Origin of the sequence: Chromatium okenii (assembly GCF_002958735.1) — a bacterium.
Classification (GTDB): Bacteria; Pseudomonadota; Gammaproteobacteria; order Chromatiales; family Chromatiaceae; genus Chromatium; species Chromatium okenii_A.
Window position 1 is genome coordinate 1 of sequence record NZ_PPGH01000038.1, and the last position, 24,175, is coordinate 24,175.

Sequence of the window (24,175 nt, forward strand, 5' to 3'; positions counted from 1 at the left end):
AAATCCTAGCGCCCCGCTGCCGGCAAACGCATCTAAACATCGCGCCCCGCAAATCACCGGCGCCAGCCAGTTAAACAGCGTTTCGCGCACCCGATCCGGCGTCGGACGCAGCCCCGGCTGCTCGACAAACGGCAATCGGCGACCGCGAAATTGGCCGCCGATAATCCGCAATTGATTATTTGCCTGCGTCATGTGTCGCTGCTTCTGACGCGCTGCCGCCAACGGTGACAATCGCCAGCCGGTCGGGATGAATGCGCCGCGCAAACGCATCGCGGATTTGTTCGACCGTCACGGCTTCCACCCGCGCTGTGAACCGTTCCAAATGATCGAGCGGCAATCCGTAAAAAACCGATCATCGCTAAATAACTGACAATGCTGCTGTTGCTGGCAATTTTGAGCGGAAAACCGCCGGTGATATTTTTCTTCGCTGCCGTTAATTGCGCTTCGGTCGGACCGGTTTCGATAAACCGCCGCAACGTGTCCAGCAACACTGTTTGCGCTTGATTGGCTTGGGAATTTTTCGTTTGCAAGCCCAGCGTAAAACCGCCGAGCTGCGCCAGCGGCACAAATGCACTCGACACGCTATACGACATCCCGCGTTTTTCACGAATCTCGTCCATCAAAATCGACACCAGCCCGCTGCCGCCGAGAATGTGATTGCCGACATACAGCGGAAAATAATCGGGATCGCCGCGCCGCATTCCGGGTTGACCGACCAGCACCGTCGTTTGGGTTGCGGTGAACGGAATCGCCTTGACACTGCTCGCGGTCAACTCGGCGACTGGCGGCAGCGCGGGCGCACGTTCACCAGTGGGCAATCCGGCCGTGATGCGCGTGGCAATTGCTTCTGCGCCCGCGCGATCTACTGCACCCACAATCGCAATCAGCGCGTTTTTCGCCTGATAAAAATGGGCATGAAATGCCTGCAACTCCTCGCGGGTCAACGCCGTGACCGTTACCGCAGTGCCTTGTGGATCAGTGGCATACGGATGATCGCCGAAGATCGCGGGCGACAACGCCAATGCTGCGACTTGTTCCGGCGATTCTTCGGCTTGACGCAGCGCAATCAGACGATTTTGGCGGACGCGCTCCAAATCTGCGGACGGAAAAGTCGGCGCGGTTAACACGGTCGTCAGCGTTTCCAGTGCCGTATCCATCGCTGGCTGCTGGGTCAACGTCCGCAATGACCATTCAGTCGTGTCTTGGTCAGTGCTGGAACTGAGCGACGCGCCAATCTGCTCCAACCGCTCGGCCAGCGCGTCGGCATTCCATTCGCCCGCACCTTGCGCCAGCAGCGCGGCAGTCATCGACGCCAAGCCCGATAATTTGCCATCGCGGGCGCTGCCAGCGTCAAACACCACTTTGACATCCAGCATCGGAATTTCCGGCGCAGCGACGAACAGCACTCGCGCCCCGTTGGGCGTTTGCCATGTTTGGATATTGGGCATGGCGTGGGCAGTTGACACGCTGGCGAGCAGCGCCAATAAACCCATTAACGGTAAAGAAAAGAAGCGATTAACGCGCATGAGAGAGGTCTCCGAGTTCTGGCGCAGCGGGCGCGGGTTGATCGGCAGCCAGCGGTTGCGGATCAAGCACGGCAACGGTGAGATGGTCTGCGATGAGATATTTCTGCGCCACTGCTTGCACCTGCGCGGACGTGACGGCAGCCAAATTGTCCACATAACTGTCGGCCAGTCGCCAATCGAGACCGATGGTCGCCAGCATTCCCAGCTCCATCGCTTGATAAAACAGCATGTCCTGTTGGAACACTTTGGCGGCGATGACTTGCGTACGCACTCGTGCCAGCTCCTCGGTGCTCACCAGCTCGGTTTGGACGCGAGCAATTTGGGCGCGAATTGCTTGCTCCACCTCGGCGATGCTGTGGTTTTTGCTGGGCACTGCATCAAATAAAAACAGTCCGGCGAGCCGTTGAAAGGCGCTGTAGCTGGCGCTGGCGGAAGCAGCGACTTGACTGCCGCGCACCAATTCCCGCGCAAACCGGGCGCTGTTGCCACCGTCGAGAATCGACGCCAGCATTTCCAGTGCGTAGGGTTCCCACGCTTCCGCTGCATCGGCGACCACCGGCGTTTTATAACCCATTAACACATAAGGTTCTTTCGCTGGCGCTTTGACAATCAAGCGTTTTTCGCCGCGTTGCTCCGGTTCAATCGGCAATTTCGGAGGCGTGATGGTTTCGGCTTGGAGCGGGCCAAAATACTGCGTTGCCAGCGCAAACACCTGTTCTGGATCGACATCACCCACAACTACCAATGTCGCGTTGTTGGGCGCATACCACAGCCGATACCACTCGCGCAGATCAGCGGCCTGCAACTGCTCCAAATCGCCGGGCCAACCAATCACCGGATTGCGATAAGGCGACACGTCATAAGCGATTGCGCCAAACCGCTCGGAGGTCAGGGCTTGCGGATCGTCTTCGGTGCGCATTCGCCGCTCTTCTTTGACGACTTCCAATTCTTTGGCGAATTCGGTTTGACCGAGCCTGAGATGCCGCATTCGATCTGCTTCTAATTCAAAGGCAATGGCTAGTCGGTCGCTGGCGAGATTCTCAAAATAAGCGGTGTAATCGTCGCCAGTGAACGCATTTTCTGAACCGCCGTTTTCCGCCACGATGCGCGAGAATTCGTTGGGCGCGAACCGTTCAGTACCTTGAAACATCATGTGTTCCAGCAGGTGAGAAATGCCGGTGATGCCGCTGTGTTCATAACTGGCGCCGATGCGATACCAGATTTGCGAGGTTAAAATTGGTGCTCGGTGATCGGGTTTCACCAAAATTTTCAAGCCATTATCTAACGTTCGTTCAACTACGGGCGCTGGCGCAGCAAGTGCGATCAGCGGCAACAATAACGGCACAAACAAAAAACGTCGCAGCATCATAAAATCCAAGGTGGAAGTTGATAAGAAGTGCATTAACTATAGGCGAAGCCACTGCCCCCCAACCTCGATCGCCAAACAGCGGCGCTTGTTTTCGCCGCTTAATAGTGCAAATGCTTGATTTAATTGATTGCTTTTTCTCAACAACAACCAAGTAACGATTCGTCTAAACTACCGAACCTGTCAAAAAATAGACATTTTCAATCATGCCACACCGTACCCTCAGCGATTCTGGTGTCGCCTCGCGCCGCCGTTCCCTTCTCGACTCCATCGACTCACCCGCAGATTTGCGGGCATTGCCGCAGAGTCAACTGTCTGACATTGCCCATGAACTGCGCAGTTTCCTCATCGAATGCGTCTCGCAAACTGGCGGCCATCTCGCAGCAGGATTAGGCGTGGTGGAGCTGACAATTGGTTTGCATTACGTCTTCGACACGCCGCACGACCGGCTGGTGTGGGATGTCGGTCATCAGGCCTATCCGCACAAAATCCTGACTGGTCGCCGCGAGCAGATGCTGCAACTGCGGCAGCAAGGCGGGCCGTCGGGTTTTCCGAAACGCAGTGAAAGTGAATATGACTGTTTTGGCGTGGGTCATTCCAGCACATCCATCGGCGCTGCACTCGGCATGGCGCTGGCGGCCAAGCAGCGCGGCGAACGGCGCACTGTGATTGCCGTGATTGGCGACGGCGCACTCGGTGCAGGCATGGCGTTTGAGGCGCTCAACCACGCGGGTTCGATGGACGTTGATTTGATTGTCATTCTCAACGACAACGAAATGTCGATTTCGCCACCGGTCGGCGCAATCAGCGACCATTTGGCGCGTCTGCTGTCGGGCAAGCTCTACAACACCGTGCGCGAGGGCAGTAAAACCGCGTTGGCCGGTTTACCGCAGTTGCGGCATCTGGTCGGGCGCTGGGAAGAGCACATGAAAGGCATGCTGATGCCCAGCACCCTGTTTGAAGAATTGGGTTTCAACTACATCGGCCCGATTGACGGTCACGATCTTGATTCGGTCGTCGCCACGCTGCGTAACCTCAAAGGCATGACCGGACAACGGCTGCTGCATGTCGTCACCCAAAAAGGACGCGGCTATAAATTCGCCGAAGGTCAACCGACCATTTATCACGGCGTCACACCCTTTAACCGCGACACCGGCGAACTGCGCAAAGGCAGCAGCAGCGGACCGAGTTACACCCAAATTTTCGGCAGTTGGCTGTGCGACGCAGCGGCGCGTGATCCGCGTTTGATGGCGATTACTCCGGCGATGTGTGAAGGCTCTGGATTGACGCTGTTTGCCAAACGGTTTCCGAGCCGGTTTTTCGATGTCGGCATTGCCGAACAACACGCAGTCACACTCGCCGCAGGCATGGCGTGTGAGGGTTTAAAACCAGTCGTCGCCATTTATTCGAGTTTTCTGCAACGCGCTTACGACCAGCTAATTCACGATGTCTGCCTGCAAAATCTGGACGTGACTTTTGCCGTCGATCGCGGCGGTTTGGTCGGTCCCGACGGCGCAACTCACGCCGGCAGTTTCGATCTCAGTTTCAGTCGCCCGATTCCCAATCTCATCATTCTCGCGCCCGCCGACGAAAACGAATGTCGGCAAATGCTGAAAACCGCATTTGAATACGAAGGTCCAGCGATGGTGCGTTATCCGCGTGGCGGCGGACCCGGCGTCGATATTGATCCTCACGCGCCAGCGTTACCGATTGGGCGCGGCGAGATCATCCGCAACGGGCAGCGCGTCGCGCTGCTGGCGTTTGGCAGTTTGGTTCCAGCGGCGCTGGCAGCAGGCGAAACGCTGGATGCCACCGTTGCCAACATGCGGTTTGTGAAACCGCTTGATCAAGAACTGATTCTGGATGTTGCAGCGCGTCACGAGTTGCTGGTGACACTGGAGGAAAACGCCATTGCCGGCGGCGCAGGCAGCGGCGTTTCCGAGCTGCTCGCCGCACACGGTGTGCTGGTGCGCTGTATTCATCTGGGTTTACCGGATTTTTACATCGAACACGCCGAACACGCAGCCCAGCTCGCCAGCGTGGGTCTCAACCGCGATGGAATTATCGCCAGCGTTCAGGCAGCGCTGGCGCAATAACTGGACGGCTTGGCAATGCACGACGACTCTCCGCTGCGCGTCCTGAATCGGGTATTTGGTTTCGAGCGGTTTCGCGGCGCTCAGGCGGAAATTATTGATCTGGTCATCAGCGGCGGCGATGCGTTGGTGCTGATGCCGACGGGTGGCGGTAAATCGCTGTGTTATCAAATCCCGGCGCTGCTGCGTCCGGGCACGGCGATCGTGATTTCGCCGCTGATTGCGCTGATGCAGGATCAGGTGGACGCGCTGCGGCAATTTGGGGTGCGAGCAGCATTTCTGAATTCATCGCTCAGTTTGGAGCAGGCGCGACAAGTGGAGCGCCAGCTCATCGCTGGATCATTGGATTTGCTGTATATCGCGCCAGAACGGCTGCTCACCGAGCGGTTTCAAACGCTGCTTGATCGCATTCCGCTGGCGCTATTTGCCATTGATGAAGCGCACTGCGTCTCGAAATGGGGGCACGATTTTCGCCCCGAATATATTCAACTTGATTTGCTGCACACCCGCTGGCCGCAAGTGCCGCGTCTCGCCCTCACCGCCACTGCCGACACGCCAACCCGCAACGAAATCATCACTCGCCTGCAACTCGAACAGGCGCAGCATTTTGTTTCCAGTTTTGACCGTCCGAACATCCGTTATCGCATCGTCCAAAAAGCCAATGCGCGCCAGCAATTGCTGAGTTTTCTGCGCCGCGAGCATCACGAAGATGCCGGAATTGTTTACTGTTTATCGCGGCGACGGGTCGAGGAAACAGCACAGTTTCTCACCCAGAAAGGCGTGATCGCGCTGCCGTATCACGCCGGTTTGGATGCCGACACGCGCCGTCGTCATCAACTGCGGTTTCTGCGCGAAGACGGCGTCATCATGGTCGCCACCATCGCGTTCGGCATGGGCATTGATAAGCCCGACGTGCGCTTTGTCGCGCATCTCGATTTGCCGAAAAGTCTCGAAGCCTATTATCAGGAAACCGGTCGCGCCGGACGCGACGGACAACCTGCGAATGCGTGGCTGGCTTACGGTCTCGGCGATGTCGTGATGCTGCGGCGCATGATCGAAGGCTCAGATGCAGATGAACAGTTCAAGCGGTTAGAACTGCGCAAACTCGACGGAATGCTGGGTTTTTGTGAAACCAGCGAATGTCGTCGCCAAGTGCTGCTCAATTATTTTGGCGAAACGCTGCCGACGCCGTGCGGCAATTGCGACACCTGTTTGGAGCCAGTCGCCACTTGGGACGGCACGACCGCAGCGCAGATGGCGTTGTCGTGCATTTATCGCACTGGGCAGCGATTCGGCGCTGGCTATCTCGCCGACGTGCTGCTCGGCACGGATTCCGACCGCATTCGCCAATTTGGTCACGACCGCGTGAGCACTTTTGGCATCGGCAAAGTGGTAGACGGGCAACCGATGACGGTCGGGCAGTGGCGGTCGATTTACCGGCAACTGGTCACAGCGGGCTGGATTGCCGTGGATTTAGAAGGACATGGCGCGTTGCGGCTGACCGAGCAGAGTCGTCCGCTGTTGCGCGGCGAGCAGTCGATTCGCCTGCGCCGCGATCCCGAACGCAAAACCACCCGAGCGACTCGCGCTGCTGCGGCAAAAAACGCCGCACCGAATAATCCCGAAGCAGCCGCATTATTGGCAGCACTGCGAGCACGGCGGTTGCAGTTGGCGCAGGCGCAAAACGTCGCGGCTTATGTGATTTTTCCCGATACCACGCTGTTTGATATGGTGATTTATCGTCCGCGTGATGCGGAGGAATTCGGGCGCATCAGCGGTGTCGGGCAAATGAAGCTGGCGCGATTTGGCGCAGAATTTCTGGAAGTGCTCGCAGCGCATGAAGCACAACACGGACGTCCGTCAGTGACGCTGCCGTTGCCGCCGCCGCGTTCCACTGCGCCGCGAATTGCACGGGCGCGGGGTGAATTGAGCGAGACCGCGCAAACGACGCTGGTGTTGTTTCGGCAAGGATTGACGCCGGAGCAGATTGCTGAAAAACGCAATTTCGTACATTCAACGATTTACGGTCATTTGGCGCGGTGTATTGAAGCGGGAAAGCTGGCGCTGGAGGATGTAGTGACGGTGGATGCGGAAACGCGGCAGCGCATTGAATTCGCGTTTGCGCAATTGCCGGACGATGCGCTGGCGGGATCAAAGCAAGTGTTTGATTTATTTGAAGGACGTTACAGTTACGGGTTGCTGCAGTGTGTGCGGGCGGGAATGAAAATCCCCCCAACCCCCCTTTGCTAAAGGGGGGCTTCTGGATGGTTCCTTTTTCAAAGGGGGGCTTCTCTTCCTCCCCCCTTAGTAAAAGGGGGGTTGGGGGGATTTCTCACGGATACCAGCGCGGCGTGTACACCCAATTCCCACCAGTCAGACGCGGAAATAGCCGCGTTTGCGAGGAGCCAATAATCACCACCGTGCGCATATCGACCTGTTCGGGCACCACCTCGCCCAGCGTGGTCACGCGCACCAATTCATCCGGTCGCCCAACATCTCGCCCCAGCACCACCGGCGTCGTCGGCGCACGATGAATGCGCAATAAATCAAGTGCTTGGGCGAATTGCTGCGGACGTGCCACCGAACGCGGGTTATACAACGCAATCACTAAATCGGCTTGCGCTGCATGTTCCAACCGCCGCGCAATCTGCGCCCACGGTTTGAGATTGTTCGACAGCGATAACACGCAGAAATCGTGACCCAACGGCGCACCGACTCGCGCTGCCGCCAATTGCGCCGCCGAAATCCCCGGCAAAATCACCAATTCCACCGCGTGCCAATTGGGATCATGCGACTGCTCCAACGCTTCCATCACGGCAGCCGCCATCGCAAAAATCCCCGGATCACCCGACGACACCACGGCAACGCGCCGACCCTGCGCGGCTAGTTCAAATGCCAGCCGCGCCCGCTCCATTTCGCAGCGGTTATCTGAATCGAGCACCCGCTGCTCGGCGCGAAACGGGCCGGCCAGTTCGACGTAGGTCGTATAACCCACGATGTCTTGTGCCAGCGCCAATTCCTCGCGTGCTGCCGGAGCCAGCCATTCCGCTGCGCCCGGACCAATTCCGACAACGGCTAATCGTCCTGCTGGCGCAGCATCCGGCAGTGGATCGCTCAACCTGCTCATACGCCTTGCCACCGCTCGCCGGGAATCAAAATCATTGAAAAATAAGGCACATTTTCAGGATCAATCTCGGTCAACGGCAGCACGCGCTCGCCGTCCATCGTGGCGCGTTCGACATATCGCGCCCGCTCCGCCAAACCGAGCGCGACGATCACTCGCCGCACTTTCTCGAAATTGCTGCCCAATTTCATAATCGCTGCTGCCTCAACCTCCGCCAGTCGCGCCCGCAGCGTTTCCTCCGGCAAGGTTCCCGCCAACACTTGCAACCGTTGATCTCGATACACCAGCGGAGTGCGCAACACTGCGGCGCTGGCGGTCACCGAACACACGCCGGGCACGACTTCCGTCGTAAAGCGCTCCGCGAGACGGTCGTATAAGTACATGAAAGAACCGTAAAAAAACGGGTCGCCCTCGCACAACACGGCGACATCGCGCCCAGCGTCAAGATGCGCCGCGACCGTCACCGCTGCCTCGTCGTAAAACTCGCGCATTGCGCCCTCGTAATCGAACGGCGGCGGCGGTTTCTGACCGGTCACGGGATAACGCAGCGGCACTTGAATCTGCTCGGGACGCAAGTAATTCTGTACCGTCGTCAACGCGTTGCCGGTTTTGCCCTTGCCCGCGTAATACGCCACCACTGGCGCAGCGCGGAGATAACGCAGCGCCTTGACCGTGATGAGTTCTGGATCGCCCGGGCCGACGCCCAAGCCGTATAAACACCCTGTTTCCATAACGTTTTTAGGAATGTTCCCGTCCAAATGCGTTCACCGCAGCCACCGCCATCGCGCTGCCGCCGCGCCGACCGCGCACCGTAATAAATGGAACGCCGCGACTGTCGGCAGCCAGCGCCGCTTTCGATTCCGCTGCGCCGACGAAACCCACTGGAAAACCGAGAATCAGTGCCGGTTTCGCTGCGCCAGCGTCGAGCATTTCCAGCAAGCGAAACAGCGCGGTCGGCGCGTTGCCAATCACTACAATTGCGCCAGCGAGATGCGGTCGCCACAGTTCCAACGCGGCAGCCGTGCGGGTATTGCCGAGCTGTTTTGCCAATTCCGGCACGGTTGGTTCGTTCAAGGTGCACAGAATCGGATTATTCGCTGGCATCCGTGCGCGGGTGATGCCCTGGGCAACCATTTGACTGTCGCACAGCAGCAGCGCACCAGCGGTCAGAGCCTCGCGCCCGGCCGCGCCAGCGTCGGGTGAAAACAGCAAATCTTCAACAATATCCGGCATTCCGCACGAGTGAACGATGCGCACCGCCACTGCTTCGAGGTCAGCGGGCAGATGATCGAGCCGAGTTTCGGCGCGAATAATGGCGAATGATTGGCGATAGATGTCGTGAGCATCGCGGTTGTATTCGATCATGGAAAAATCTCAGGTGAAGGGCAGCGCGGGTCGCTTGAATAATCGCGTTAAAGTATACGTTAGAACACCGGCGAAAATGACACGCCAACATAACGCATTGAAAGAATTGACATGATGACGACAGCACAACTCCCGATTACTCCTTGGTTGACCATCGTCGGCATTGGCGAAAGCGGCTTGAACGCGCTCGGCGCTGAGGCACAAACGGCGATTACCCGCGCCCGCATTCTGTTCGGCGGCGAGCGACATTTGGCGCTGCTTGCCGCTGATTTCCCCGCGCCAGCCGCGCAACAGCGCATTCCGTGGTGCAGTCCGTTTCATCAAGCAGTCGCGCAATTACTGACCTATCGCGGCACTCCGGTGACGGTGTTGGCGAGCGGCGATCCGCTGTGGTTTGGCATCGGCAGCACCTTGGTTGCGCAGTTGCCAGCGGCTGAATTGCGCATTCTGCCTGCGCCGTCGGCGATGTCACTCGCAGCAGCGCGGCTGGGCTGGGCGCTGCAAAATGTGCGGGTGATCGCGGCGCACGGGCGACCGCTCGACAATGTGACGCTACATCTCGCCAACGGAGCGCAATTGCTGGTGCTCGCCGCTGATGAACACACGCCGGAGCAGCTCGCGGCGCTGGTGACGGCGCGGGGTTATGGCGCAAGTCGCTTAACCGTGTTTGAGCGGATTGGTGGCGCTGCCGAGCGGCGCGTGGAGGGCATCGCCGCAAATTGGGCGCATCCGCCCGGCGCGGCGCTCAATCTCATCGCGGTGGAATGTGTCGCTGTTGCTGGCGCGATGCAGTTATCACGGCGCGGCGGATTGCCGGATGCCGCTTATCAGCACGATGGGCAATTGACCAAACGCGATGTTCGCGCTCTGACGCTCGCTCGGCTGACACCACAACGCGGGCAATTGCTGTGGGATGTCGGCGCGGGTTGCGGTTCGATTGGCATTGAATGGATGCGGGCGGATAACGGCTGCCGAGCGATTGCGATTGAAGCCAACGCCGCACGGCTCGCGCTGCTGGCGGAAAATTGCCGAACGCTGGGCGTGCCGGAATTGCAGATTGTCGCCGGTCATGCGCCGGAGGCACTCGCCGGATTGGAAGCGCCAGATGCAGTGTTTATCGGCGGCGGGTTGACCGTGGCGGGCGTGTTTGAAATCTGTTGGGCAGCGTTAAAACCAGACGGCGTGTTGGTTGCCAACGCGGTGACGCTGCAAAGTGAAGCAGCGTTAGTCGGTTTACGGGCGCAGTTCGGCGGCGAATTGACGCGGCTTTCGGTCGCACAGGCTGCGCCGTTGGGACGTTTTGACGGCTGGCGCACTGCGATGCCCATCACGCTGTACACGGTGCGAAAAAATGCGTTATCAATCAGCAATTAATTTGCAAATGTGGGCAGTGTTGGCGCTGCTGTGGACAGCGCCGAGCTGGGCGCTGCTCGGCGGTCAAGCCGATACGCCAGACGGATTCGGCGCAGTGATTGCGATGATGCGCGACGATCAGGCGCTGCATTGTTCCGCCACGAAAATCAGCCAGAACGTGTTTCTCACTGCCGCGCATTGCGTCGCCAGCACGCGCACCGGAACCATTGATGCTGCGTTTGTCGCCGATCAAACGCTGTTCATCAGTGCTGCGCCAGCACCAAAAACCCGCAACGATTTCATTAAATTAACAATTGAAACGCGCTCAATTGCATTCCGGCTACTTGACCGGGCTGCAACGCTTTTTTGCGTACAAAACCCAGCGCATCGCCGCGTATCAGCAACGTTACAGCGGCGAGGATTTGGCGCGGCGCATTCGCGTGTTGGAAGCGGATAATCATTTCACGGCGCGATTTCCCGATCTTGCCGTCGTGGTCGTCCGCGAACCGACGCCGCTGATTCCGGTTGCGCCAGTCGATTGCACACCGCTCGCGGCTGGCGACAAGGTGCAACTGGTCGGTTACGGCTACGACAGCATCAAACACTTCGCGCAAATCCGTAAAACTGCGCCGTTTGGTCAACGGCACTGGGGCACCACCGACGTGATTCGCGTTGATCCGATTAACTTTTATACCTACGGCGGACTGTTACGCGCTGGCGAACCGTCGCTGAGTCCCGGCGATTCCGGTGGACCAGTATTGCGACGCGGGCGTGTGGTTGGCGTCAACGGCACGGTTTACGGTCTCAGTCGCCTCGACGCAGCGCGTTCCAATATGTCAGTGAATCTCAACGGTTTAGACGCGCCAGCAGGCGACAATTCTGGCGCACACTGCCGCGCTTTTTTTCGGAAGTTCACGCCATGACTCCATCGCTCACGCTGATTTGCCCCGGATTATTGGGTCCGCTGCCGCTGTTGCCACAACCGCGCCCGGTCGTTCCCGCGCTTGATCGCTTGATTGGACGCGCAACGCGGATCGCCGCGCCAGCACCGCTGCAACATGACGATCCGCTGGCAGTTGTGCTCGCGCACTGCGGCATGTTCGCACCAGCGGAGCAGACGCTGCCGACTGCCGAGCTGTCGGTACTCGGCGAAGATGGCGTGATGGATGCGACGGGCTACTGGTTTCACGCCGATCCGGTGCATTTACGCGCAGATCGGGAGCGTTTGCTGTGTTTTGCGGGCGCAGCGATTGCGCCAGATCGCGCCGAAGCCGACGCGCTGGTGACGCTGTTTAATGCGCATTTTGCCAACGACGGACTGCAACTGATCGCGCCGACGCCGCAGCGTTGGTATTTGCGCGTTGCCCAGCCGACTGAGGTGCAGATGCCGCCGCTGGCGCAGATTCAGGGCATGGCGCTGGAGACAACGCTGGTGTGCGGCGCTGGAGCGCGGCACTGGCACAGCCTGTTAAATGAAGTGCAGATGCTGTTTTTTAACAGCGCCGTCAATCACGCCCGCGAGCGCCTGCGCCGTCCTGTCATCAGCGGAATATGGACGTGGGGCGGCGGCGCGTTGCCAGCCGTGCCGACTGGCGTTGAGGTTCCAGCAGTGTTCGTTGGCGAACATCCGCTACTGCGCGGGCTGGCGCGGCACACCGGACGCGAGTATTTGACGCTGGCGCAGTGGCGCGAGCGTGCGCCGCTTGATAACGCTTTGATTTATTACGAAACATTGCAAACGGCGCTGCTGGCGCAGGATTTAACGGCGTGGACAACGGCGCTGCTGGCGCTGGATGTCGATCTCGCAGCAACGGCAGCGCAACTCCGCAGCGGGGCGCTGGCGCAGGTGCTGATTGATGCGTGTCAAAACAATCAGTTACAGGTTATTCGTGGTCACGCCCTGCGGTGGAAATTTTGGCAACGACGCGGATTTTTTGAGGAATTCACATGAAAGCTGATGATTTTGCTGCAAATTTGCAGCAGGTGCAGGCGCGAATTGCGCCGCCTGTGCGCGAGCGCAACGCCCAGCGGATGCAGTGGCGCTGATTGCGGTCAGCAAACAGCAGTCTGCCGAGGCGATTCGCGCCGTGTCTGGGTGCGGTCAACGCATTTTTGGCGAAAGTTATGTGCAGGAGGCGGTCGATAAACAGGCGCAATTGCTTGATTTTGCGCTGGAATGGCATTTTATCGGGCGGATTCAGGCGAATAAAACGCGGCAGATTGCGGCGCATTTTGCGTGGGTGCATGGGTTGAGCGATCCCGCTCACGCGCGGCGCCTCAACGATCAACGTCCGCCGGAATTGCCACCATTAAATGTGTGTTTACAGGTGAATGTGAGCGGCGAGTCAAGCAAAGCTGGCGTGGAACCGGCGATGCTGCCGGAATTGCTGGCGGTGTGCGCGGCGCAGCCTCGGTTGCGGGTGCGGGGATTGATGGCGTTACCGGCAGCAGCGACGGATGAACTGGCGCAGCGTCAACCGTTTGCGGCGCTGCGGAGTTTGCGCGACCAATTTGCAACGCCGGACTGTCCGTTGGAGTGTTTGTCGATGGGCATGTCGGATGATTTGGAAGCAGCAATTCTGGAAGGAGCGACGATGGTGCGCATCGGGACGGCGATTTTTGGAACGCGGGCGCAATGCAGTTGATTTGGGTAGTGCCCCGATCAATAGGGTTAAATGGATTTTTATCTTACAATTACAAATTGTTAGTGAAAATTTATCCTGCCAATCAGGGCATTACCTGAATCATAAATACATCACTTTATAAGTGGCGGGTTACGCTATCGCTAACCGGCTCTACCTCGCTAACTTTATTCATCACGATTGCCCCCGTTTTGATGTCTAACGTAAAGTTCACATGCGCCGGCAAAAGAGCCGCGCGAAGCGCGGAACTTTTGACGGCGTCAGGTGCAACGGATAGTTATAATTATCGTATATTTAATCCAATGTACTCGGAATGAAGTTTTGTTTGTTTATCGAAATCTTGAGTGTTCAAAAAATCTGGTAATTGATCAACAGTGTGGCGTTCAAAAAAATCAATCAATGCTATCGGTAATTTTAGCTCTGCAATAGTTGAATATTGTTTTAATGCCTTTATATTTAGAAAGAAAAACTGTGCCTGCTCTTCAATTAATTGCAATATACGTGCAACTGGAGGGTCTATCTCTGGCACATCAGTAAATTCGTTCTGCGTGTACTGAATGTCTACACGGACATCTTGGGCGCGTGGTCTTGCAAATAAGTCCGTCAATTTATTGATAGCGTCTCTCTTTATTTCGTAAGGCGATTTTACTATTTGCTCGTTCGATTGAGTAGATATTTTTTGAAACCCTTGTTTAACTGAGTATTTAACGGAAAAACTTGGAGATGGATGAGAGAAAATTCTTGGGCTTTTTAAGAAACTTAGTTTCTTTGATAGAATTTTAATTCTGGAATCAAATAACGCTGCATTCGTTTGTGTTCCATTAGCTATTAATATTTCCCTAACAGGTCCCAACTGGTCAATAATGGCTATTAATTCAGATTCACGCATTTGTCCAGAGTCATGGCAAAATGCAGCCCCATTTTTGCATTTGTAAACAATGGCAGCACAACTCTCAACGCCATCTGTATAAAAGCCTTTCGTTGAATATTGATCTGGGGAAATTATTCCGCAACCCCCTTGCGTAATAGAAATGTAATTAAAGATAGTCATTGAGTTGTCCATTTTTGATGAGTGATATTTTGGGAGATTATAACGAGACTTCGACCTCAAATCTGAGATAAAAGCCAACCTATAAATCTGTCAAAATTGATGAAAATACATTGTACTTGCATCTATAGATGGCGTCAAATTCTTTGTTTTTAAGGGTTATAGCGCAATTGTCAGAAACATCTTTAGTTTTAGATGTCGTTTCGCAAGCCATACAAAAGCCTCGTTTGTGTAACTAGCAGTGCATATAAATGGCGTTGCCGGAGCGTACAATTCAATCGCTCAATGTGATTTGTTCATCCGCTTTCTTTTCGTCAGAGATCACACTTTTGCTTGAATTTAATACAAAATGCCGTCCACAATCTCGACATCTATACACTTACTTTTTGATAGAGTTAAAGCCGTCTTTGACACATTATTTCACGGGTTTTTTCTGCGGACGCTGCCAACTGGGAATGGTGGTTTGGCGGCTGCGGGTCAACGTGAGTTGTTGCGCTGGCGCGTCGCGGCTGATGACCGAACCCGCGCCAATCGTCGCGCCAGCGCCCACTTTGACCGGAGCCACTAGCGCCGTATTGGAGCCGATAAACGCTGCATCGCCGATTTGCGTCAACGATTTATTTACACCGTCATAATTGCAAGTGATTGTTCCTGCACCGATATTAACGCCCGCGCCAATTTCCGCATCGCCCAAATAACTCAAATGATTGGCTTTGCTGCCGCGTCCCAGCGTGGTTTTTTTGATTTCAACGAAATTGCCGACGTGCGTGTCATCGGCGAGCTGGGCGGCCGGACGCAGCCGCGCAAACGGTCCGATCCGCGCATTCGCGCCCACTTCCGCGCCTTCGATCACGCAATTGGCGAAAATCTCGGTGTTCGCGCCGATGCTGCAATTTTTCAGGACGCAATTCGGACCGACGCGCACACCAGTTGCCAGCCGTACTTCACCTTCGATGATGACGTTGATGTCAAGGCTGACATCGCTGTCCGCGTGAAGAGTGCCGCGCAAATCGAAACGCGCTGGATCAGCCAAACTCACGCCGGAACGCATCAAATTTTCCGCTGCGTCATGCTGATAAACGCGCTCTAATTCAGCCAGTTGCACACGATCATTGACACCGGTCACTTCCGCCAAACTGCTGGGTTGGGCGCTCGCAATCACCACGCCATCCTGCGCTGCCAGCGCAATCACGTCGGTTAAATAGAATTCGCTTTGCGCGTTATCGTTTTTGATCCGCGCCAGCCAATCCGCCAGTTGCGCCCGATCTGCCACGAGAAACCCAGTGTTTACTTCGGAGATTTCCTGCTCCGCTAAGGTTGCATCGCGCTGTTCGACGATGCGCAGCACCCGCCCAGCGTGGTTGCGGACAATGCGCCCGTAACCGGTCGGATTGCAGAGTTCCGCCGTCAACACTCCCAGCGCAGTGTTGGCGCTGACCGTGATCAAGCGCCGCAGCGTCGCCGGAGTAATCAGCGGAACATCGCCGTACAGCACCAGCACCCGATCGACATCCGCCAACGCGGGCATTGCTTGCATCACGGCATGACCCGTGCCTTGCTGCTGCGCCTGCTCCACCCACACGCAGTCATAACCCGCCAACGCTGTTTGCACCTGAGCGCCGCCGTGTCCAAACACCACGACGCAACGCTCGGCAGCGAGGCTGTTGGTAGCGTCGAGAACATGCGCCAACAACGGTTTGCCCGCGAGCGGATGGAGCACTTTCGGCAGTTTGGAGCACATGCGTTTGCCGAGTCCGGCAGCCAAAATCACGACGCCTAATGTCATCGAAATTGCTCTCAAAATTAGTGAAGACTGGTGCTGGGCAATTGACAACCGCTTGATTCGCAGTCAATTCTGCGTGTCGGTTCGCGCACTTCTTGGATGCGAATGTGCACCACCAGTGATTTGCCTGCGAGGGGATGATTGCCGTCAACGGTCAATTTGCCGTCGGCGATTGCGGTGACGATGAAGGTGCGCACCTCGCCCGCTTCGTTTTGCATCTGCACTTCAGCGCCGATAAAACGAAACTCCGGCGGACATTATCCAGATCGTCGGTGAAAGTTAGGTTTGGATCGTGCGCACCAAAACCGTGTTCTGGCGTTAATTGCAATTCAATGATGTCGCCAGCTTGTTTGCCCCGAATTGCTGCATCCATGCCGCCGATCAATTCCGTGTGTCCGCCGTGAATATAGGTGACGGGAAGATCAGCTTGTTCCAAAACCGCGCCATTGGTATCGGTGATGCTGTAAGTCAATGCGACCAATTTACCGTCGCTAATCGTTTGATCTGCTGCACTCATTCAACATCTCCGCGAAAAAAAACGCTCCTGTCGGAATGACAAGGAGCGTTTGATTAAAGAACGAATGACCATCACAAATAGAAATGGTGAATTAACGTCCTTTCATTTTGCGCAATTTCTCAATGGCGCGAAGCTGTGCTACTGCTTCAGCCAATTCGATTTGTGCTCTGGCGTATTCAAACTTTGCAGATTGACCAGCCAGCGTATCTTCGGCGCGACGTTTGGTTTCCAACGCTGCCGCTTCATCGAGATCACGAGCGCGAATCGCAGTATCCGCAAGCACCGTGACCACGCTGGGCTGCACTTCCAACATGCCGCCAGAAACATAAAAATGCTCCTGCTCGCCATGTTCGTTTTCCACCCGCACATCACCCGGTTTGAGCCGACTGATAAACGCAGTGTGACGCGGCGCAATGCCCACTTCACCCATTTCGGCGGTTGCATACACCATTGTCGCTGGACCGGAATGGATCGCACCCTCAGCACTGACGATATCGACACGCACTGTCATTGCCATCGGAGAATCCCCTTAGCTGGTCGCCGCCATCTTCTCGGCTTTTGCCACTACTTCAGCAATACCACCGACCATGTAAAACGCCTGCTCGGGCAGATGATCGTATTCGCCGTTGACGATGGCTTTGAAATCCTTGATGGTTTCTTTCACCGGAACAAACTTGCCCTCTGCGCCAGTGAACACTTCTGCCACAAAGAACGGCTGCGACAGGAAACGCTGAATTTTGCGTGCCCGTGATACTGCCAGCTTGTCCTCATCGGAAAGCTCATCCATGCCCAGAATGGCGATGATGTCTTTCAGCTCTTTGTAACGCTGCAACGTGCCTTGCACCGCCCGCGCCGTGTCGTAATGCTCTGCGCCAACCACGTTTGGATCAAGAATCCGGCTGGTGGAATCGAGCGGATCAACTGCCGGATAAATACCCAGCTCGGCAATTTGCCGTGACAACACCAGCGTCGCGTCCAAATGCGCAAATGTTGTTGCTGGTGACGGATCGGTCAAATCGTCCGCTGGCACATAAACGGCTTGGAACGAGGTAATCGAACCGGTGCGGGTGGAAGTGATGCGCTCTTGCAGTGCGCCCATTTCCGATGCCAGCGTGGGCTGATAACCCACAGCAGATGGCATCCGCCCGAGCAGCGCAGACACTTCGGTTCCGGCCAGCGTGTAACGGTAAATGTTGTCGATAAACAGCAACACGTCACGTCCTTCGTCGCGGAAATATTCCGCCATCGTCAGACCAGTCAATGCCACGCGCAGACGGTTGCCGGGTGGCTCGTTCATCTGCCCGTACACCAGCGCAACCTTGTCAAGAACGTTCGACTCTTTCATCTCGTGATAAAAGTCGTTGCCTTCACGAGTCCGCTCGCCGACGCCAGCGAACACCGAAAAGCCGGAATGTTCTGCCGCGATATTGCGAATCAGCTCCATCAGCGTGACGGTTTTGCCCACGCCAGCGCCACCGAATAGACCAACCTTGCCACCTTTGGCGATCGGCATGATCAGGTCGATGACCTTAATGCCGGTTTCTAAAATTTCGGTGGAAGCGGCTTGGTCTTCCAACTTCGGCGCAGCGCGATGAATCGACCAGCGTTCTTCGCAGCCCACTTCACCGAGTTCATCAATTGGGTTGCCGAGCACATCCATGATGCGCCCCAGCGTTGCCTGACCAACTGGAACCTGAATTGGCGCACCGGTTTTGATGACTTCGAGACCGCGCTGCATTCCGTCGGTCGAACCCATCGCAATCGTGCGCACGACGCCGTCGCCGAGCTGCTGCTGCACTTCCAGCGTCAGCCCCATCGACTCAATTTTTAAGGCTTCATAAATTTTAGGCATCTCACCGCGTGGGAACTGTACGTCCACGACGGCGCCGATGATTTCCACCACGTTACCGGAACTCATAATAATTACTTCCTCTTCTGCCTTGTGGCGTCTGCGATTCTGTCTGGAACTGGTTTAGCGCGGCGCTCACACCGCAGCGGCACCGCTCACGATTTCGGAAAGTTCCTGCGTGATAGCGGCTTGACGCGCCTTGTTATACACAAGTTGAAGCTCGCCAATCAGGTTGCCAGCGTTGTCCGAAGCGGACTTCATCGCAACCATTCGTGCCGCCTGCTCGCAGGCACTGTTCTCAACCACTGCCTGATAAACCAGCGATTCAATGTAACGGGTTAACAGCGCATCCAACACTGAACGGGCATCTGGTTCGTAGATGTAATCCCAGTGATTAGGCAGGGGATCGTGCATCTCCTCACCAGCAATCGGTACCAGTTGGCGAATGACCGGACGCTGCGTCATGGTGTTAACGAATTCATTACTGACGATATAAATCGCGTCAATCTGTTTAGACTCGTAAGCGTCAAGCATGACCTTCACCGTACCGATGAGGTCTTCGATGTGCGGTTTATCACCCAAATGCGTGGCTTGTCCCAGCACTCGCCCACCAAAACGCTTGAAAAAAGCCAGTGCTTTGCTGCCAATCGTGCAGAACGCTACCGCAGTGCCAGCCGCTTGATGCGCTTTGATTTCACTCGCTAAACGGCGAAACAGATTACTGTTTAAGCCGCCACACAGCCCACGATCTGACGAAATAACGATATAGCCCACGCATTTGTGTTCGCGTTCAACTGCCATAAACGAATGGCGATATTCCGGCGTTGCGTGAGCGAGATGACTAATCACTTGCAGCATCTTTTCCGCGTAGGGACGCGAGGCCGACATCCGATCCTGAGCCTTGCGCATTTTCGAGGCGGCGACCATTTGCATGGCCTTAGTAATCTTTTGGGTACTTTTGATGCTTGCGATCTTGGTGCGGATTTCTTTGGCGCCTGCCATATGGTTTGTTTCAACCCTTGTTGTATTTGGACTTAGCGTTGCAACGCCCGGCGGTTTGATGCGCGTTAAAACACCTCACACCAGTTGCTCCACTTCTGAAGAAGCAAGCAACTGGTGTGATTGAGCTTACCAAGTGTTATTTGCCTTGAAAGTCTTGATCGCAGTGTGCATTGCTGCCTGAATGGCATCGGAGAAATCACCGGTGGCATCAATTTTAGCCAGCAAATCAGCCTGTGATGATTTGATGTAGCTCTGCAATGCCCGTTCAAAATCAACGACTTTCTTAACATCTACGTCGTCAAGATAGCCTTCGTTGGCTGCAAACAGCGAAATCGCCATTTGCCCGACACCCATCGGCGAATACTGGGTTTGCTTCATCAACTCGGTCACGCGCTCACCGCGTTGCAACTGCTTCCGCGTGGCTTCATCCAAATCCGAAGCAAACTGCGAAAAGGCTGCCAATTCACGGTACTGCGCCAGCGCCAACCGAATACCGCCGCCGAGTTTCTTGATGATCTTGGTTTGCGCCGCGCCACCAACCCGCGAGACCGACAAACCGGCGTTAATCGCTGGGCGAATGCCGGCGTTAAACAGATCGGTTTCCAAGAAAATCTGCCCGTCAGTGATGGAAATCACGTTGGTCGGCACGAATGCGGACACGTCACCAGCTTGAGTTTCAATGATCGGCAGTGCGGTTAATGAACCGGTTTTGCCCGTGACCTTGCCACCAGTGGCTTTTTCAACAAAGTTGGCATTGACCCGCGCTGCCCGTTCCAACAAGCGCGAATGCAGATAGAACACGTCACCGGGATAGGCTTCACGACCGGGCGGACGACGCAGCAGCAGCGAGACTTGACGATACGCCCACGCCTGTTTGGTTAAATCGTCATACACAATCAGCGCATCTTCGCCTTTGTCGCGGAAATACTCGCCCATCGTGCAGCCGACATAAGGCGCGATGAACTGCATCGCTGCAGATTCAGCGGCAGCGGCAGCAACAATAATCGTGTGTGCCATCGCGCCATGTTCTTCGAGCTTGCGCACCAGCGCCGCAATCGACGAATTCTTTTGTCCGATGGCAACGTAAATACACTTAACGCCCGTGCCTTTCTGATTGATGATCGCGTCAATCGCAACAGCGGTTTTACCGGTTTGACGGTCGCCAATAATCAGCTCGCGTTGACCACGACCGACCGGAACCATCGCATCAATCGCCTTCAAACCCGTTTGCACCGGTTGATCGACGGATTGGCGAGCGATAACGCCGGGCGCCACCTTTTCAATTGGCGAAGTGCCAGCGGCGTTGATCGGACCCTTGCCATCAATCGGATTGCCCAGCGAGTCCACGACCCGCCCCAGCAAACCCTCACCGACCGGCACTTCCAACACGCGACCGGTGCAGCGCACCCAATCGCCTTCGGTCAGATGGGTGTAATCACCGAGGATGACTGCGCCGACGGAATCGCGCTCCAGATTCAACGCCAAACCAAAGGCGTCACCCGGAAATTCCAACATTTCATAATACTTAGCGTCAGATAAACCGTGAATACGGACGATGCCGTCGGTCAGGCTGACGATGGTGCCTTCAGTCCGGGCTTCGGTCTGAAGGTCAAAATTCTCGATCTTCTGTTTAATGAGATCGCTGATCTCAGAAGGATTCAGTTGCATGGCGGTATCCAGTTCAGAATTGCAAAGCGTTAGCCAGTTGCTTGATCTTGCCGCGCACCGAGTCGTCGATCACGAGATCGCCGGCGCGAATCTCTATCCCGCCGATCAATGCGTTATCGGTCTCGACCGTCAGCTCAACCTGACCCCCAAAGCGTCGCGCCAACGCCTGAGCCAGTGATTCTTGCTCTTCGGCGCTTACATCAAAGGCACTGCGAATCTGCACATGACGCACGCCTTGATCGGCAACGCGACTGACTTCAAACAGACGCGCAATTTCAGGGAGTGCGGTTAAACGCGCATTTTTCGACAACAGGCGCAAGAAGTTAGCTGCTTCCTTATGAAGCTGTGCACCGCAGACATCGAGAATGATGCCGCAAGTGCGTTCACGCGAAACACTCGGATTGCTAATTTGCGCAGCCAAAAGTGGGTCGGTGGTCACTGCCGCCAAAAGTTCCAAGGCTTGGGACCAGTGATCGATCTGCCCGACTTCCTTGGCGCGTTCAAATACCGCTTCGGCATAGGGACGTGCGATGGTGGTCATGTCTCCGGCCATAAGGTATCCCTAGAGCTGCTTGGCAAAAGTATCGACGAGCGACCGGTGCGCACTGACATCGATCTCTTTTTGCAGAATTTTCTCTGCCGCAGCAATGGCGAGTGCCGCCACCCGTTCCCGCAGTTCTTCACGCGCACGATTGGTTTCCCGCTCAATTTCAGCCTGTGCTGCGGTCACTAACCGACTGCCTTCAGCGCGGGCATCATCCTTCGCTTCTTCAACGATTTCAGTTGCGCGTTTCTGCGCTTGCGTCACGATTTCAGCCGCAGTTGCCTTCGCTTCGGTTAACAATGTTTGGGCATGTTGTTCACCGCGAGCCTTTTCTTGATGACCGCGCTCGGCAGCAGCAAGACCTTCTGCGATCTTGGTTTTCCGCTCTGCCAATGCACCGACAATGGGCGGCCAGACAAATTTCATACAAAACCCGACGAACACCGCAAAAGCGATCATCTGGGCAAATAGCGTCAAATTGATATTCATAGCGTTGCCTCGTGCCTATGTCTCGTACCGAATCAGGGTGACTGCTGAAAAACCGCGACCCCTGGCAGCAGCGGGACGTTGATTAGGCAGCAAACATGAGGTACAGACCCATGGCGATAGCGATCACTGGCAAAGCGTCAACCAGACCCATGACGATGAAAAATTGGGTGCGCAGCATCGGAATCAGTTCTGGCTGACGCGCCGCGCCTTCCAGAAAACGACCACCGAGAACGCCAATACCGACACCTGCGCCAACAGCGCCCAGACCGAGCATCAGACCTGCGCCAATAAATTTGATAGCTGCTGCAAATGCTTGTGCGACTTCGAGTTCCATAAGATTCCCCAGAGTTAGGTGTTGCGACAAAAGTTAAGGGTAAAGCGATAAACTAGAATCACTAAAATTAATTACCGTCATTCGCAAGTGTTAATAAACATTGCGAACAACTGCCATTCATTTAGTGATGCTCCTGATGTGCCATGTCAAGATAAACAATGGTTAACACCATGAAGATAAACGCTTGAAGCGTGATGATCAGGATATGGAACACAGCCCAGACAAATTGGAGCAAACCACCTGTCACGTTAAGAACAACGCTGCCACCATAAAGAAGTGCGATCAGGATGAAAATCATTTCGCCAGCGTACATGTTTCCGAATAGACGCAATGCCAGTGAGAGCGGTTTGGACAGCAAACTAATTCCTTCAAGTAGAAGATTCGCTGGCATTCCCCACTTTCCAAATGGCTGAAGCGTCAATTCACCTAAAAACCCGCCAACGCCTTTCATCTTAAAACTGTAAAAAAGCACCAAAAAGAATACCGTCAACGCCATACCAAAGGTGGCATTTGGGTCTGTTGTTGGCACAACTTTTAAGAAGACGTGATGCGGATCAGCGCCGAATACGGCAGCAAATTGACTGAATAGATAAGGCATCAAATCAACTGGCAATAAATCCATTAGGTTCATCAAAAACACCCAAGCAAAAATAGTCAACGCCAGTGGCGCAACCATTGGATTTTTCGCATTGAATGAACCACGCACATTCTCTTCAACAAAATCGACAATCCATTCCACAAAATTCTGTGCACCACTGGGAACTCCAGCAGTGACACGCTCGGCTACGCCCTTGAAAAACCAGAGGAAAATACCACCGAGCAGAATTGAAAAAAACATGGTATCGACATTGATTGCCCAGAAACCCATCTGCGCTGCTTCTGCACTGGAATGAGCAAAACCAAACCCATGCTCAGGATGAACACCAAGCGTCAGGTTAGTAAGATGGTGCTGGATATAGCCCTGGGAGGTGAGCATTTCGGAAGAAGACATCAATCATCTCTCACATCGGGTTTCGACTGCCGAATTGGGCGGCGATCAGGGTTGGTATGATTTGGGTAGCAAAATAAGCGCCCAGCATGACTGGGATATTAAGATTATCAAACGTCAATCGCGCCAGCGCAAACAAACTCAAAATAACGGCGATTTTAACGATTTCGCCCTGATAAAAACGCCGCATTAAACGCGGTATTTCTTGAGCACGATAATCTTGAAAAACCAGAACTGCGAGCAGAGCATTGGCAATAAAACAGGTTCCAGAGCCAACGGCGACCGCTAGCGCATGATTTGAAAATAACGCAATAACACTTATCACAAAACCAAAAATAATTTGGCTTTGAAGAAGTGATTTAGCCTGAAACACACCCGACTGTTGCATGGGTTGTCAAGAATCGGACAAGCGCGATATTTACGGAATGCCCAGTATAAGGGGTTGCCGATAAAGGGTCAACGCAACTCGTGCATTTTGATTATG

At 55.3% G+C, this 24,175-nt stretch carries 26 protein-coding genes; 7 read left to right on the top strand and 19 right to left on the bottom strand.

The window, feature by feature from the left end:
• The 3 genes from CXB77_RS17005 to CXB77_RS17015 form a co-directional block, all read right to left on the bottom strand.
• Window positions 1–192, bottom strand: a 192-nt coding sequence (locus CXB77_RS17005; protein ID WP_172452733.1) for an RsmD family RNA methyltransferase, incomplete at its 3' end; no start/stop codon positions are given.
• Window positions 189–1,526, bottom strand: coding sequence for a M16 family metallopeptidase (locus CXB77_RS17010; RefSeq protein WP_347338187.1), 1,338 nt, complete (start codon window positions 1,524–1,526; stop codon window positions 189–191). The genes CXB77_RS17005 and CXB77_RS17010, both read right to left, overlap by 4 nt.
• Window positions 1,516–2,892, bottom strand: a complete 1,377-nt coding sequence (locus CXB77_RS17015; RefSeq protein WP_105073480.1) for a M16 family metallopeptidase — start codon at window positions 2,890–2,892, stop codon at window positions 1,516–1,518. The genes CXB77_RS17010 and CXB77_RS17015 overlap by 11 nt, the downstream gene beginning before the upstream one ends.
• 206 nt (window positions 2,893–3,098) lie before the next feature.
• Here CXB77_RS17015 and dxs point away from each other — a divergent pair, with 206 nt between their 5' ends.
• Window positions 3,099–4,988 carry a 1-deoxy-D-xylulose-5-phosphate synthase gene (gene dxs, locus CXB77_RS17020; RefSeq protein ID WP_105074818.1) on the top strand — a complete coding sequence of 630 codons (1,890 nt, stop codon included), beginning with the start codon at window positions 3,099–3,101 and terminating at the stop codon, window positions 4,986–4,988.
• A 15-nt stretch (window positions 4,989–5,003) separates the two neighbouring features.
• Window positions 5,004–7,235, top strand: a complete 2,232-nt coding sequence (gene recQ / locus CXB77_RS17025) for a DNA helicase RecQ (RefSeq protein WP_105074819.1) — start codon at window positions 5,004–5,006, stop codon at window positions 7,233–7,235.
• An 82-nt stretch (window positions 7,236–7,317) separates the two neighbouring features.
• Here the strand turns inward: recQ and cobJ are convergent, their stop codons facing one another.
• Genes cobJ through CXB77_RS17040 form a run of 3 tightly spaced genes read right to left on the bottom strand, consistent with a single transcriptional unit; the run spans window position 7,318 to window position 9,474 of the window.
• Complete coding sequence (cobJ, locus tag CXB77_RS17030; protein ID WP_105074820.1) at window positions 7,318–8,112, bottom strand: precorrin-3B C(17)-methyltransferase; 795 nt, start codon at window positions 8,110–8,112, stop codon at window positions 7,318–7,320.
• Window positions 8,109–8,840, bottom strand: coding sequence for a precorrin-2 C(20)-methyltransferase (locus CXB77_RS17035; protein WP_105074821.1), 732 nt, complete (start codon window positions 8,838–8,840; stop codon window positions 8,109–8,111). Before CXB77_RS17035 ends, cobJ begins: the two co-directional genes overlap by 4 nt.
• Before the next feature lie 7 nt (window positions 8,841–8,847).
• Window positions 8,848–9,474: a precorrin-8X methylmutase gene (locus tag CXB77_RS17040; RefSeq protein WP_105074822.1), complete on the bottom strand. Its 627-nt coding sequence runs from the start codon at window positions 9,472–9,474 to the stop codon at window positions 8,848–8,850.
• 114 nt (window positions 9,475–9,588) lie between these two features.
• On the opposite strand from CXB77_RS17040, the gene cbiE reads away from it, so the two are divergent.
• From cbiE to CXB77_RS17060, 5 genes are all read left to right on the top strand, one after another.
• Window positions 9,589–10,848: a precorrin-6y C5,15-methyltransferase (decarboxylating) subunit CbiE gene (gene cbiE / locus CXB77_RS17045; protein WP_242445828.1), complete on the top strand. Its 1,260-nt coding sequence runs from the start codon at window positions 9,589–9,591 to the stop codon at window positions 10,846–10,848.
• Window positions 10,826–11,284, top strand: a complete 459-nt coding sequence (locus CXB77_RS22560; protein WP_242445829.1) for a trypsin-like serine protease — start codon at window positions 10,826–10,828, stop codon at window positions 11,282–11,284. Before cbiE ends, CXB77_RS22560 begins: the two co-directional genes overlap by 23 nt.
• Entirely contained in the window at window positions 11,172–11,750 is a 579-nt protein-coding gene (locus CXB77_RS22565; RefSeq protein ID WP_242445830.1) for a trypsin-like peptidase domain-containing protein, read from the top strand. The genes CXB77_RS22560 and CXB77_RS22565 overlap by 113 nt, the downstream gene beginning before the upstream one ends.
• On the top strand, window positions 11,747–12,778 hold the full coding sequence (locus CXB77_RS17055; protein ID WP_105074823.1) for a phosphoglycerate mutase: 1,032 nt from the start codon (window positions 11,747–11,749) through the stop codon (window positions 12,776–12,778). The genes CXB77_RS22565 and CXB77_RS17055 overlap by 4 nt, the downstream gene beginning before the upstream one ends.
• A gap of 85 nt (window positions 12,779–12,863) precedes the next feature.
• Window positions 12,864–13,472: a YggS family pyridoxal phosphate-dependent enzyme gene (locus CXB77_RS17060; protein ID WP_347338188.1), complete on the top strand. Its 609-nt coding sequence runs from the start codon at window positions 12,864–12,866 to the stop codon at window positions 13,470–13,472.
• 280 nt (window positions 13,473–13,752) lie between these two features.
• Here the strand turns inward: CXB77_RS17060 and CXB77_RS17065 are convergent, their stop codons facing one another.
• The 13 genes from CXB77_RS17065 to CXB77_RS17120 all read right to left on the bottom strand — a co-directional run bounded on the left by CXB77_RS17065 (window position 13,753) and on the right by CXB77_RS17120 (window position 24,079).
• Complete coding sequence (locus tag CXB77_RS17065; RefSeq protein WP_146108860.1) at window positions 13,753–14,520, bottom strand: hypothetical protein; 768 nt, start codon at window positions 14,518–14,520, stop codon at window positions 13,753–13,755.
• A gap of 412 nt (window positions 14,521–14,932) precedes the next feature.
• Entirely contained in the window at window positions 14,933–16,303 is a 1,371-nt protein-coding gene (gene glmU, locus CXB77_RS17070) for a bifunctional UDP-N-acetylglucosamine diphosphorylase/glucosamine-1-phosphate N-acetyltransferase GlmU (RefSeq protein WP_105074825.1), read from the bottom strand.
• Between the two features lie 17 nt (window positions 16,304–16,320).
• Window positions 16,321–16,518, bottom strand: a complete 198-nt coding sequence (locus CXB77_RS22570; RefSeq protein WP_242445831.1) for a hypothetical protein — start codon at window positions 16,516–16,518, stop codon at window positions 16,321–16,323.
• Window positions 16,455–16,817: an FKBP-type peptidyl-prolyl cis-trans isomerase gene (locus CXB77_RS17075; RefSeq protein WP_242445832.1), complete on the bottom strand. Its 363-nt coding sequence runs from the start codon at window positions 16,815–16,817 to the stop codon at window positions 16,455–16,457. Before CXB77_RS17075 ends, CXB77_RS22570 begins: the two co-directional genes overlap by 64 nt.
• A gap of 91 nt (window positions 16,818–16,908) precedes the next feature.
• The gene (locus CXB77_RS17080) at window positions 16,909–17,334 is read right to left on the bottom strand and encodes a F0F1 ATP synthase subunit epsilon (protein ID WP_105074826.1); all 426 of its coding nucleotides are present in this window, start codon (window positions 17,332–17,334) and stop codon (window positions 16,909–16,911) included.
• A 12-nt stretch (window positions 17,335–17,346) separates the two neighbouring features.
• Window positions 17,347–18,735, bottom strand: coding sequence for a F0F1 ATP synthase subunit beta (gene atpD, locus CXB77_RS17085; RefSeq protein WP_105074827.1), 1,389 nt, complete (start codon window positions 18,733–18,735; stop codon window positions 17,347–17,349).
• A 66-nt stretch (window positions 18,736–18,801) separates the two neighbouring features.
• On the bottom strand, window positions 18,802–19,668 hold the full coding sequence (gene atpG / locus CXB77_RS17090) for a F0F1 ATP synthase subunit gamma (protein WP_105074828.1): 867 nt from the start codon (window positions 19,666–19,668) through the stop codon (window positions 18,802–18,804).
• A 126-nt stretch (window positions 19,669–19,794) separates the two neighbouring features.
• Entirely contained in the window at window positions 19,795–21,336 is a 1,542-nt protein-coding gene (atpA, locus tag CXB77_RS17095; RefSeq protein ID WP_105074829.1) for a F0F1 ATP synthase subunit alpha, read from the bottom strand.
• Between the two features lie 13 nt (window positions 21,337–21,349).
• Window positions 21,350–21,889: a F0F1 ATP synthase subunit delta gene (locus tag CXB77_RS17100; protein WP_105074830.1), complete on the bottom strand. Its 540-nt coding sequence runs from the start codon at window positions 21,887–21,889 to the stop codon at window positions 21,350–21,352.
• 9 nt (window positions 21,890–21,898) lie between these two features.
• Entirely contained in the window at window positions 21,899–22,369 is a 471-nt protein-coding gene (locus CXB77_RS17105; RefSeq protein WP_105074831.1) for a F0F1 ATP synthase subunit B, read from the bottom strand.
• Window positions 22,370–22,451: 82 nt separating this feature from the next.
• Window positions 22,452–22,703 (bottom strand): F0F1 ATP synthase subunit C, encoded by a 252-nt coding sequence (atpE, locus tag CXB77_RS17110; protein ID WP_105074832.1) that lies wholly within the window; start codon window positions 22,701–22,703, stop codon window positions 22,452–22,454.
• A 121-nt stretch (window positions 22,704–22,824) separates the two neighbouring features.
• A complete protein-coding gene (atpB, locus tag CXB77_RS17115) occupies window positions 22,825–23,694 on the bottom strand; it encodes a F0F1 ATP synthase subunit A (protein WP_105074833.1) in 870 nt (289 codons plus the stop codon).
• 10 nt (window positions 23,695–23,704) lie between these two features.
• Window positions 23,705–24,079: an ATP synthase subunit I gene (locus CXB77_RS17120; protein WP_105074834.1), complete on the bottom strand. Its 375-nt coding sequence runs from the start codon at window positions 24,077–24,079 to the stop codon at window positions 23,705–23,707.
• Window positions 24,080–24,175: the final 96 nt, after the last annotated feature.